The following is a 12,255-nucleotide window of genomic DNA, read 5'->3' as shown; positions in this document are numbered from 1 at the left end:
TATCCTATTGATAATAATTTCCGTCAACTGTACCCGGATCAGGGGCCGAAAACCTCCTCGGCAACCGCATCCAGCAGGGCATCGTCGCTCTGCTGGTTGCCGTTCGTCAGGAAGATCAGCGCGGTGCGGCGGCCGGGGTAATAGCGCACATCGGCCTCGAACCCGTCATAGCGCCCGTCATGGCCGGCGCCGCGTCCCCAGCGGTCCTTCCACAGCGCCACACCCAGCCCCTGCCCGTCCTCATTCTCCGATGGGGTCAGCATGCGGCGGACCGTCGCCGCCCCCAACAGCCGGTTGTCGCGGAACAGGGCGAAGACGAAGCGTTCCAGATCGCCGGCGGTGGTGACCAGCGGCCCGTCGCCGGTGGTCGCCGCCCAGGACCGCCGGCTGACGTCGCCCTCCCCAGTGTAGCCATGGGCGAGGCTGCGGTCGCGCGGATCGGCGCCGACGCTGGTCGAAGCCATCCCGGCCCGCTCCAGCACCCGGTTCCGCAGAACCTGCGCGAAGGGAACGCCGTCGCGCCGCGATGCGATGTGACCGAGCAGGACATAGTTGCTGTTGGAGTATTCGTAATGCCCCCCGACCGGACCGGTCGCCTTCTCCCCCGCCGCATAGGCGAGCAGGGTGCCGTCGCGCGGCAGCCGTTCCGGCCTGGCCGCCTCGTCTTCCTCATACTCATCGGTGATGTAATCGGGAATGCCCGAGCTGTGGTCGAGCAGATGGACCAGACGCGCCCGGTTGGCGTTGGCGATCCTGTCCAGCGGCAGGTCGGAAGCCAGCTCCCGCACCGGCTGGTCGAGCGAGAGCAGCCCCTCCTCCACCTGTTGCAGCACGGCAGCGGCGGTCGCCATCTTGCCGACGGAGGCGACATAGAAGCGGGTGTCCTCCGTCACCGCCCGCCCGCCCTTGCGGTCGGCGATGCCGGACACCACCACCCGCCGCCCGTCCGGACCCGACACCAGCAGGATGCCGCCGTCCAGTTCCTCGTCGGCGAGGAAGCGGTCGAGCAGCCGTTGCAGCCGGTCGGGCTTGGCGGCTGCGGCATCGGAGACTGGGATCGCTAGAGCCAGCATCAGCGCCAAGCCCGGCATCAGCCGGAGCAGACTCCCGGTACGGTTCAGAAAGCGGCCGGAGTTGTCCCGTTCTTGCGTCCGCATGCACCCTGCCCCCCGTCCAGTGAGCGGCCCGGCGGGATTACGCCGAAAGCCATAACCGGAATCGAGGGTATGACTCGCAATCGGAAAACGGCAAGGCGCGGACGCTAGCGCTTTTCAACCGGCCCCTTTACCACCGGCCGGGTGCTGCCGCGGACCACCAGCTCGCAGTCGAGATTGTGGTGCTTCGACGTGACGCGGACGCCGTCGAGCGCCGCCAGGATCTGCGTGGCGCTGAGGCGGCCGATTTCGCGCTGGGGCGGGCGGACGGTGGTCAGCGGCGGCGGGCAGGAGCTGCTGAAGGGAAGGTCGCCGAATCCCACCACCGCCAGATCGTCCGGCACCTTCAGGTCGCGGCGGGTGACCTCGAACAGCACGCCCAGCGCCAGCGCGTCGTTGGAGCAGACCACGCCGTCGATATCGGAATGGCGGGTCAGGATCTCGTCGATCAGCCAGCGCCCGACTTCCGTCGTCGCGGCGTCGGGAACGGTGAAGTCGATGGGATCGTGCAGGCCGCGGCGCATCACCTCCGCCTCGTAGCCGTCGGTGCGGCTGCGGACGCGCAGATCCTGGTGGGCGGCGGCGCCGATGTAGGCGACTTTGCGGCTGCCCTGGTCGTAGAGGTGGCTGGTCTGCATGCGGCCAACCTCGAAATGCGAGAAGCCGACGCTGATGTTGACCGCCTCGCCGGGGTGGCCGGGCATGTCCCACATCTCCACCACCGGCACGCCGCAGGAGGCCAGCATGGCGCGGGTCCGTTCGGTGTGGTGGAAGCCGGTCACCACCATCGCCGCCGGCGACCAGGCGAGGAAGGCGCGGATCAGGCTTTCCTCCTCCTCCGGGCTGAACTCGCTGACGCCGAGCAGGGTCTGGTAATGCGCCGCCTGAAACATGCCCTGAAGCGTGTTGTAGGTCTCTGCGAAGAAGGAATTCAGGATGGACGGCAGGATGACGCCAACGGTGCGGCTGCGCGCGGCGGCAAGGCTGCCGGCGACCAGATTGGGCACATAGCCCATCTCGTCGATCACGCGCGCGATGCGTTCGGCAAGGTGGCGGGACACCGCCTCCGGCCGGCGGAGATAGAGCGAGACGGTGCTGGCCGACACATCGGCGGCGGTGGCCACGTCGGTCATCGTCACCCGCTGGGTGCCGCGGCGTGTCCGCTTCCTGGTTTCGGTCGTCTGCATCGTCTGTCTTCCTCACGCATCAGGTGCGGCGCATCAGTGCCGCGTCGGCGGGTCGGCATGGGCCATGTCGCCATGGTCCGGGTTGGCGAGCGCCAGTTCGGACAGCGCCAGGATCGCGTCGTGAACGAGCTGATAGGCGGCCTCGATCCGGCCGAGCGCCGGATCGCAATCCTCCCCGCTGTCACACGTCTCCTGGCGCACCGCCCGGAACAGGCTCAACGCCTCGCGACCGATGATCCTATGGCTTGCCCACAGACCGCAATCCTCTTGCAGTGCGAGCGGGATATGCAACAGGCGATGGCGCAGCACGGCCGCGTCAAGCTCCAGTTCGGCGATGCGCCGGCTGAGAAGGGGTGTCATCGATGTCATGCCTTCGGGGCGCGCCCCGATGGACGCGCCCCGCTTTCCCACAATAAAGCTGCCGGATCAGCCGGCGACCAGATCGGCCATGGCCGCCTTCATGCCCTTCGCCTCGATGGCGGCGAGGCTGTCGGCCACCCGCGCGGCGAGACCGGGGACGGCGGTCAGATCCTCCTTCCACAGACGGACGTCGGACAGGATGGCGGCAACCAGCGCCTTCGGATCGCTGCCGTTGGCCGCCCAGGCGGCGCTCATGGCGGCGATCACCTCGGCATTGTCGCTGATCGGGTAGGACCCGGCCTCGCGCTTGCCGGCATAGGCGCCGCCGGCCAGCTCGCCGCGGTAGAAGCGCAGCAGCGCCGCCAGTGAGAAGGACAGGCCCGCCGGGGCCGAGCCGTTGCGGACCACCGCGTCCTTCAGGCTGGGCAGGACACGCACCTGCCACTTCGACACCGAGTTCAGCGTGATCGAGATCAGCTCGTGCCGGATATAGGGATTGCCGAAGCGCTCCATGATGGTGCGGGCGTAATCCTGCCGCTCGGCCTCCGGCAGGGGCACGTAGGGGACGATCTCCTCGAACATGACCTTGTTCAGGTAGGCCGAGACGGTCGGGTCGTCCATCATCGACTTGACGGTGTCCAGCCCGGCGCAATAGGCGGCCAGCGCGCTGGCGGTGTGGGCGCCGTTCAGGATGCGGACCTTGCGGGTGCGGTAGGGCTGGAGATCGTCGGTCCACACCACGTTCAGGCCGGCCTTGTGCAGCGGCAGCTCGTCCGCCAGATGGGCCGGCCCCTCGATCACCCAGACATGGAAGGGCTCGGCGGCGACGGCCAGCCTGTCCTCATAGCCCCACTTGGCGCTGAGGGCCGCGGCCTCGTCCTTCGGATAGCCGGGGACGATGCGGTCGACCAGCGTGTTCAGGAAGTGGTTGTGCGTCTCGATCCAGTCGGCGAAGCCGGCATCCAGGCCCCAGCGCTTGGCATGGGCCAGGACGATGCGCTTCAGGTTGGTGCCGTTGGCCTCGATCAGTTCGCAGGGCAGGAAGACCAGACCGCTGTCGGCCGTGCCGCCCAGCGCCTTGTAGCGGGCGTGCAGCAGGGCCGCGACCTTGGCCGGGAAGCTGTCCGGGCAGGTGCCGGGCGCATAGGCGTCCTCACGGTCGGCGATGCCGGCCTCGGTGGTGTTAGAGACGAAGAAGCGCAGCGCCGGCGACACGGCCAGCTCGACCATCCGTGTCCAGTCGGCATAGGGGTTCAGCGCCTCCGACACGCAGGAGACGACGCGGCGGGATTCGACCTCCTGCCCATTCTCGATGCCGCGCAGCAGGACGGTGTAGAGGTTGTCCTGCGCCTTCAGCAGCGGTGCGATGCCCTGGTCCAGCGGCTGGGCGATGGCGACGCCGGCATTGGTCAGCCCCTGCCCGTTGGCGACATCGACCATCCAATCGACGAAGCCGCGCAGGAAATTGCCGTCTCCCACCTGAAGAATGGTCACGGGCAGGGTCGGAGCGCCGTCGGTGTGAGCGACGTCGAACGCGCCGCCGGCAAGCTGGTCACGGGTCAGGGAACGCATGACTGGGCATCCTTAAGGGGAGCTGAAAATCCGGGCCCGGCGCCAGGAGGGCAAGCACGGGCGATAGGTTCAATATACTAATATATTAATGGGCCGAGCAAGGGGAAAAGGGTGCGGCATTGTGGTGGGGAGAGGACGACCCTCGGCGGAAGTCCCCTCTCCCCCCAGGGGAGAGGAAGTCCCCCTTACTCCTTGAACCCCGCCATATGCTCGAACAGGTGGCGCTTGCGGCGGATCTCGGCTTCGGCCTCGTCCAGCAAGGCATGGAAGCGCTCGGGGTTGGCGCGCTCCACCGCGCTGAAGCGGGACTCGCCGGCCATGAAGGCGGCAAGACCGGCCGATGGGGCGCCGCTGTCCAGTTGCAGTGCGGTCTTGCTCTCGGCCAGCCGGCGCGGGTCGCGGCGGTAGAGCGACCAGTGGCCGCTGTCCACCGCCAGCTTCTGGTGCTCCAGCCCATGCGACAGCTCGAAGCCGTGGGCGACGCAATGGCTGTAGGCCAACACCAGCGACGGGCCGCGGTAGGCTTCGGCCTCCGTCAGGGCGTTCAGCGTGTGGCTGTCGCGGGCGCCGAAGGCGGTGCGGGCGACATAGACATGGTCGTAGGCCATCGCCATCAGCCCCAGATCCTTCTTGGCCGCCGACCGGCCGGCGGTGGCGAACTTGGCCGAGGCGCCGATGGGCGTCGCCTTGGACTGCTGGCCGCCGGTGTTGGAATAGACCTCCGTATCCATCACCAGGATGTTGATGTCGCGGCCCGACGCCAGCGCATGGTCAAGACCGCCATAGCCGATGTCGTAGGCCCAGCCGTCGCCGCCGACGATCCACACGCATTTGCGGACCAGATAGTCGGCCAGCTGTTCCAGCCGGCGGGCCAGCGGGTCCTTCAGCGGGGCGAGCTGCGTCCTCAGCGTGGCGACATGGGCGCGCTGGGCGGCGATGCCGGCGGCGTCGGTCTGCCCGGCCTCCAGCAATGCCGTGACGAGGCCGGGCTCCAGTTGGGCCGACAGCAGCGCCAACGCGTCGCGCGCCTGTTCGGCCATCCCGTCGATGGCGACGCGCAGGCCGAGACCGAACTCCGCATTGTCCTCGAACAGCGAGTTGGCCCAGGCCGGGCCGTGGCCGCTGGCGTCGGTGGTGTAGGGGGTGGTCGGCAGGTTGCCGCCATAGATCGACGAGCAGCCGGTGGCGTTCGCCATCACCATGCGGTCGCCGAACAGCTGGGTCAGCATCTTGATGTAGGGGGTCTCGCCGCAGCCGGCGCAGGCGCCGGAGAACTCGAACAGCGGCTCCAGAAGCTGGCTGTGCTTGACGGTGACCGGCACCGATTCGCGCGGGATGGCGGGCAGGCTGCGGAAGAAGTCGAAGGCCTCCTGCTGGCCGGCAAGCGCCTGGATCGGGCGCATCTCCAACGCCTTGCGGCCGGAACCCGCCTTGTCTTCCACCGGACAGGCGGCAACGCAGAGCGTGCAGCCGGTGCAGTCAGCGGGAGAGGCTTGCAGGCGGTAACGGCCGCCGGGGAACTCGCGGCCCTTGTAGGGGATGGTCTCGAAACCGGCCGGGGCGCCGGCCAGCGCCGACTCCGGCACCACGGTGGCGCGGATGGCGGCATGCGGGCAGACCAGCACGCACTTGTTGCACTCGATGCAGATATCGGCGTTCCAGCCCGGCGCCTCCGCCGCGATGTTGCGGCGCTCATATTTCGAGGTGCCGGTCGGCCAGGTGCCGTCGACCGGGAAGGCGGACACCGGCAGCCGGTCGCCATGGCCAGCGATCATCATGGCGGTGACGCGCTTGACGAAGTTGGGAGCGGTCTCCGGCACCGGGGCTGGGCGGACATGGTCGGCAGTGACATGGTCGGGCACCGGGACGGGATGCAGATGGGCCAGCGCCTGATCGACGGCGGCGATGTTGCGCGCCACCACCTCCTCGCCGCGGCGGGAATAGGTCTTGGCGATCGCCGCCTTGATCTCGGCGATGGCGTCCTCGACCGGCATGACGTTCGACAGGGCGAAGAAGCAGGTCTGCATGATGGTGTTGACGCGGCGGCCGAGCCCGGCCTCCCGCGCGACGGCGCCGGCATCGATGGCGTGCAGGGACAGCCTGCGCTCGATGCAGAGCCGCTGGACCTCGGCCGGCAGGGCATCCCACACCTGCTGCGGCGTGCCGGGGGCGTTCAGCAGGAGGGTGGCGCCGGGGGCGGCCATCTCCGCCACCTCCACTCGCTCCATCAGCGGCAGATGGTGGCAGGCGACGAACTGGGCCTGCCCGATCAGGTAGGGCGCGCGGATCGGCTCCTTGGAAAAGCGCAGGTGCGACACGGTGGTCGAGCCGGACTTGCGGCTGTCATAGACGAAATAGGCCTGGGCGTGGCCGCCGCTGCGCGACTGGATGATCTTCAGCGAGTTCTTGTTGGCGCCCACCGTGCCGTCGGCGCCGAGGCCGAAGAAGACGGCACGGGACACGCCCGGCTCCTCCACGGCCCAGTCCGCATCCCAGGGAATCGAATGGTGGGTGACGTCGTCGGTGATGCCGATGGTGAAGCGGCGTTTCGGACGGTCGCGGCCAAGCTCGTCGAACACCGCCTTCGCCATGGCGGGGGTGAATTCCTTGGACGACAGGCCGTAGCGGCCGGCAATCACCACCGGATCGATGGCAGCCGTATCGGTGGCGCGGGCTTCGGCCAGGGCGGCGACCACGTCGAGATAGAGCGGATCGGCGACGGCACCGGGCTCCTTGGTGCGGTCGAGGACCGCGATGCGCCGCACCGTCGCCGGCAGGGCCGACACGAAATCGGCGATGGCGAAGGGACGGAACAGGCGGACGATCAGGCAGCCGACGCGCTCCCCCTGCTCCAGCAACCGGTCGACCGTGCCGTTGCAGGTCTCGGCACCCGATCCCATGACCACCACCACCCGCTCCGCCTGCGGATGGCCGTGATAGTCGAACAGGCGGTAGGCCCGCCCGGTGCGGGCGGCGAGCCGGTCCATCATCTCCTGCACGATGGCCGGGCAGGCGTCGTACCAGGGGTTGGCGGCCTCGCGCGCCTGGAAGAACACGTCGGGATTCTGCGCCGTGCCGCGCACGACCGGATGGTCCGGCGTCAGGCCGCGGCGGCGGTGGGCATCGACGCAACGGTCGTCGATCAGGGCGCGCAGATCGTCGTCCGCCAGCGGCTCGATGCAGTTGAACTCGTGCGAGGTGCGGAAGCCGTCGAAGAAATGCAGGAAGGGCACCCGCGCCCGCAAGGTGGCGGCATGGGCGACGAGCGCCAGATCCTGCGCCTCCTGCACGTTGGCCGAGGCCAGCATGGCGAAGCCGGTCTGACGGCAGGCCATCACGTCGGAATGGTCGCCGAAGATCGACAGCGCGTGGGTCGCCAGCGTGCGCGCCGCCACATGCATGCAGAAGGGCGTCAGCTCTCCGGCGATCTTGTACATGTTGGGGATCATCAGCAGCAGGCCCTGCGAGGCGGTGAAGGTCGTCGCCAGCGCGCCGGCCTGCAAGGCGCCATGGACCGCTCCGGCCGCCCCGCCCTCCGACTGCATCTCCACCACCTGCGGCACGCTGCCCCACAGGTTGGGACGGCGCGCCGCCGACCATTCGTCGGCGAATTCCCCCATCGGTGAGGACGGCGTGATCGGGTAGATCGCGATGACGTCGCTGGCGCGATAGGCCACGGAGGCCGCCGCCTCGTTGCCGTCCATGATGCGGGCCATGATGCGGACGGAAGAGGCGGACCTGATGGGGGCGGTGGAGGTCGGGCTTTGGGTCATGCCGGAAAAATCCTTTGTGCTGGCGACAGTCGTCTCCCGAGGGGGCGTCTTCGATGACGGGGCCGGCGGGTCTTTCAAAAGCCGGCGCGGATTGCGGCAGAAAACGGCGGTCGACCAGGGCGAATGGTCGTTCCGAAGCGGGTCGGACACATTGACGTCGGTCAGTCCGGCGCGGAATTTCCGGGTACCGCTGCTCTGCGCTGCACAACTGTCTGATATATTACTTTTGCAAGGAAGGCCCCAGATTGTCGCACTGCAGCAATTGGCAAGGACCGAGCGTTTCCGCAGAGATGGCAGCGGCATGGCGGCCCTCCCCCCTTGCCGGCAGGATGGAAACGGCGCATAGCCCGTTGATCCAGGTCATTTATGGCGAGCCGATGCTGTGGCTTCCTACAGGCGGATGAACCGGACAGACCGGCCCGCCTTTAAAATCCGAACAGCAAAACAGGCCTTTCAACCTTCAATAATATTGCATTGCAGCAAGTAACCGTTCTCGGGAAACGGGCGGATTTTTGCTGCGACTGCGAAGAAATCAGCGCATCGCATCATTGGAGTGCGACATTTTCGCAAGAGCCGAAGGCGGCACCGGAAAACCGCTTGCACCCAACACTGATATATTAATATAACTCCGTCAGCGATGCTCCCGCCCCTCTTGAAGCAGAGCGGAAGCGACCCATTCGCCCGGCACCGAACACCCGCCGGCCAGGCGTCCCGCCCGAGGACCGCCGCCAGAAGGGCCTGTACGTGCGCACCGGCGCCTGCCGTGGCAGGCATGTGAGGAAAAGATGAACAAGATCCGTGGTTTGCGGTGGCAAATCCTTGCCCTGATGATGCTGGGCACCGTGGTCAACTACATCGACCGCAACACTCTGGGCATCCTGGCGCCGACGCTCAAGGAGCAGCTCCACTTCACGACCGAGCAGTATTCCTTCATCGTCAGCGCCTTCCAACTCTGCTACAGCCTGATGCAGCCGGTCGCCGGCTACATCACCGACCTGATCGGGCTGAAGCTGGGTTATGCGATGTTCGCCGGCGTCTGGGGCATCGCCGCCGCCATGCACGCGCTGGCCGGCAGCTGGCAGTCGATGGCCTTCTTCCGCGGCCTGCTGGGCGTCAGCGAAGCGGCGGCCATGCCGTCGGGCGTCAAGACCTCCACCCTGTGGTTCCCGGCCAAGGAACGCTCCATCGCCACCGGCTGGTTCAACACCGGCAGCTCCATCGGCGCGATGATCGCCCCGCCCTTCGTCATCTGGCTGTCGCTGACCTATGGCTGGCAGGAAGCCTTCCTCGTGACCGGTCTGCTGGGTGTCGGCATGTCGGCCCTGTGGTACATGCTGTACCGCAACCCGGAGAACCATCCGCGCCTGACCAAGGAAGAGCACGCCTATATCCTGGACGGCCAGGAACAGGTCGAGCTGCCGAAGCCGTCGATGAAGCGCGTGCTCGGCAAGGGCAAGTTCTGGAGCATCGCCGCCGCCCGTTTCCTGACCGAGCCGGCCTGGCAGACCTTCAGCTTCTGGATCCCGCTGTACATGGTCTCCACCCGCGGCATGGACATCAAGCAGTTCGCCCTGTTCGCCTGGCTGCCGTTCCTGGCCGGTGACATCGGCTGCATCCTCAGCGGTTACCTGTCGCCCTTCTTCGTGAAGCGCTTCAAGATGTCGCTGGTCAATTCCCGCATCGCCGGCGTCGGCGTGGGTGCGGTCTGCATGATCGGCCCGGCGCTGATCAGCTTCACCGTCAGCCCGATCGCCGCGATCTTCCTGTTCTCCCTCGGCGCCTTCGCCCACCAGATGCTGTCGAGCCTGCTCTATGCCCTGGTCACCGACACCTTCGAAAAGCAGGACGTCGCCACGGCGACCGGTTTCGGCGGCATGGCCGGCTACTTGGGCGGCATGATCTTCTCGCTGATGATCGGCCAGCTCGCCACCACCATCGGGTACGAGCCGCTGTTCGCCTGCCTGACCGTGTTCGATCTCGCCGCCTTCGCCATCATCGCCCTGGTGCTGGGCCAGCGCGGTCCGAAGTCCGCCGCCGCCGTCCCGAACGCCACGGCCGGCGCCGACTGACGGTCCGCCCGTCCCTGAAACGCCCCTTCACTGTGATCGAGACGCCCTCCGGCTCACCGCCGGGGGGCGTTTTCGTTCCGGTGATACTGGATAAAAAATACGAGCGTAAGAAGGAAAGCCGCTTGCCAGACCGATGAGATATTAATATATTAGTCCTGTACCGCTGGATGCGCCGTGGGTTGACCCGGCACAACTTGTTGGACGTTCCTCTCGGACTTCAAAGCCGCCGGTTTTCCGGCGGCTTTTTTTTGCCCATCCGATCAGAGAATGCCCGGTCTGGAGACGGCGGTCAGTTGAACAGGAAGGACTGGCTGTCGATGGCGGTCGGAGGGACCGGGCGTTCCGGCGTGGCGGTGACGGCCGCCGCCGCCGCGACGGACAGCAGCGAAGCCAGCGCGAAGGCGGAGGCGACCAGGGCGCGGGCGACGGTGTGGCGGCCAGTGAACTGATGGGCGGGCATGCGGCTGCTCCTGATCGGGGGGTTCGATGATCGGGGCGTCGGGGAGCGGCGTCACCATCATCGGTAAACCCATGCTGCCACCGCTCCGCCCCTGTGAAACGCACCGTTACCGCATGTCCTGCATGATCATGTTGCACTGCATCACAGCGCTGTGACTGTGCATAATCCGTAATACGGCAACAACTCGCAGCGCTCCGATTTCATCGTTTGGGCAGGATACTTACCCACAACGTAGTTTTACTGCGCCAGCCCGCGGCGTCCGCCAACTTCGTCCAGATGATCGAGCATGTCGGCCGGGTCCTCATAGACGCGCAGCGCGCCGGAGCGTTCCAGCTCCTCCCGGCCATAGCCGCCGGACAGCAGACCGATCCCCAGCGCCCGTGCCCGCTTGGCGGCGATCATGTCCCAGATGCTGTCGCCGACCACGAAGGCGCTGGCGATGTCCACGCCGATGCGCGCGGCGGCGGCCAGGAACAGGTCGGGATCCGGCTTGGCATATTCGACTTCGTCACGGGTGACGACCGCGGCCTTCGAGGGATCGACGCCCAGCTTCTCCAGCGCCGGCCGCGCCGTCTCCATCCGGCCGCTGGTGGCGATGGCCCAGGGAATCTTCAGCTCCGTCAGCGTGTCCAGCAGCGCGCGGGCACCCGGCAGCGGAACCACGCCGGGAGCCAGCCGCCTGTAGGCCTGCGCATGGCGGTGGCGCAGCCGGTCGAGAAGAGCCTGGTCGGCGCCGAGACCGGTTTCGCGCAGCAGCATGTTGGTGAACAGCCCGCCGCTCATGCCGATCTTGCGGTGGATGCGCCAGACCGACAGGGCGATGCCCTCCTCGTCCAATGCCTCCTTCCAGGCCAGCACATGCTGGTAGACCGTGTCGGTCAGCGTGCCGTCGAGGTCGAACAGGAAGGCGTTGGTCAGACGGGGGGTGCCGGTCATGTCCAGTATCCGCGATTTGTGGTGGTTGGACCACAGATGGGGCGGGCCGGCTGCTTTCGCCAAGCTTTTGCCGCGGACGGCAATGGATTTCCCTCAACGATAATCCACGCGAATCGTCGCGGCACTTTCACCACGCAGACGCGAAGACTGCCGCTTCCGCTGGCGCGTTGACTTCGCTACAGTCCACCGCCAAGCTTGCCGCCGGTTGGCTCGGTGCAGTGTCGGGAGGGAGAAAAGCGCGTGTCGGAAAGGCCGGAGGATGGCGACAACCCGTCGACCGACGACGATCTGGTCACCTTGCTGGACCAAGTCAGCCGGCTTGTCTATGGCATCAGCTTCACCGATGGGCTTTTCCCGGCCCAATGGGTGGCGCTGCGCTATTTCCATGACGCGCCGGAGCCGGCCCGCACCCTGACCGCACTGGCGCGGTTCCAGAAAATCCACTTGGCACCGGTGTCGCGCACCGTCTCCACCCTGGTGGACAAGGGGCTGCTGACCCGGCGCCCGCACCCCGGATTCAAGCGCGGCTGGCTGTTCGACCTGACCGATGACGGCCGGATCCTGCTGGAGCGCGACCCCCTGCGCCAGTCGCTGAGCCCGCCCATTGCCGCCATGGCGGCCAACGAACGGGCGATGCTGGGCCGGTTGATGAAGCGGATCATCACCCACATGCAGACGGGCAGCGGCGAAGGCGAAGCCGAAGGGGAGAAGACGGACGGCGCGCCGGTCGCCTGACCCCGCCTG

Annotated in this window: 9 protein-coding genes; 2 read left to right on the top strand and 7 right to left on the bottom strand. The window is 67.2% G+C overall.

Annotated features, from left to right (window positions below; translation table 11 throughout):
- Positions 1 to 38 precede the first annotated feature (38 nt).
- From ABNQ38_RS08960 to nifJ, 5 genes are all read right to left on the bottom strand, one after another.
- Positions 39 to 1,157 (bottom strand): serine hydrolase domain-containing protein, encoded by a 1,119-nt coding sequence (locus ABNQ38_RS08960; protein WP_377807131.1) that lies wholly within the window; start codon positions 1,155 to 1,157, stop codon positions 39 to 41.
- 104 nt (positions 1,158 to 1,261) lie between these two features.
- Positions 1,262 to 2,341: a LacI family DNA-binding transcriptional regulator gene (locus ABNQ38_RS08955; RefSeq protein ID WP_377807130.1), complete on the bottom strand. Its 1,080-nt coding sequence runs from the start codon at positions 2,339 to 2,341 to the stop codon at positions 1,262 to 1,264.
- A 33-nt stretch (positions 2,342 to 2,374) separates the two neighbouring features.
- The gene (locus ABNQ38_RS08950; RefSeq protein ID WP_377807129.1) at positions 2,375 to 2,701 is read right to left on the bottom strand and encodes a hypothetical protein; all 327 of its coding nucleotides are present in this window, start codon (positions 2,699 to 2,701) and stop codon (positions 2,375 to 2,377) included.
- Between the two features lie 66 nt (positions 2,702 to 2,767).
- The gene (locus ABNQ38_RS08945) at positions 2,768 to 4,273 is read right to left on the bottom strand and encodes a tagaturonate reductase (protein ID WP_377807128.1); all 1,506 of its coding nucleotides are present in this window, start codon (positions 4,271 to 4,273) and stop codon (positions 2,768 to 2,770) included.
- Positions 4,274 to 4,458: 185 nt separating this feature from the next.
- Positions 4,459 to 7,977 carry a pyruvate:ferredoxin (flavodoxin) oxidoreductase gene (nifJ, locus tag ABNQ38_RS08940; RefSeq protein ID WP_377807423.1) on the bottom strand — a complete coding sequence of 1,173 codons (3,519 nt, stop codon included), beginning with the start codon at positions 7,975 to 7,977 and terminating at the stop codon, positions 4,459 to 4,461.
- 854 nt (positions 7,978 to 8,831) lie between these two features.
- Here nifJ and ABNQ38_RS08935 point away from each other — a divergent pair.
- On the top strand, positions 8,832 to 10,115 hold the full coding sequence (locus ABNQ38_RS08935) for an MFS transporter (RefSeq protein WP_377807127.1): 1,284 nt from the start codon (positions 8,832 to 8,834) through the stop codon (positions 10,113 to 10,115).
- Positions 10,116 to 10,404: 289 nt separating this feature from the next.
- Here ABNQ38_RS08935 and ABNQ38_RS08930 read toward each other — a convergent pair whose 3' ends face one another.
- On the bottom strand, positions 10,405 to 10,575 hold the full coding sequence (locus ABNQ38_RS08930) for a hypothetical protein (protein ID WP_377807126.1): 171 nt from the start codon (positions 10,573 to 10,575) through the stop codon (positions 10,405 to 10,407).
- A 237-nt stretch (positions 10,576 to 10,812) separates the two neighbouring features.
- Entirely contained in the window at positions 10,813 to 11,511 is a 699-nt protein-coding gene (locus ABNQ38_RS08925) for an HAD family hydrolase (protein ID WP_377807125.1), read from the bottom strand.
- Between the two features lie 240 nt (positions 11,512 to 11,751).
- On the opposite strand from ABNQ38_RS08925, the gene ABNQ38_RS08920 reads away from it, so the two are divergent.
- A complete protein-coding gene (locus tag ABNQ38_RS08920) occupies positions 11,752 to 12,246 on the top strand; it encodes a MarR family transcriptional regulator (protein WP_377807124.1) in 495 nt (164 codons plus the stop codon).
- Positions 12,247 to 12,255 lie beyond the last annotated feature (9 nt).

It is taken from the genome of Azospirillum sp. A29, from assembly GCF_042604625.1.
Lineage (GTDB): Bacteria > Pseudomonadota > Alphaproteobacteria > Azospirillales > Azospirillaceae > Azospirillum > Azospirillum palustre.
This window is presented reverse-complemented; position numbering and strand designations above follow the sequence as displayed.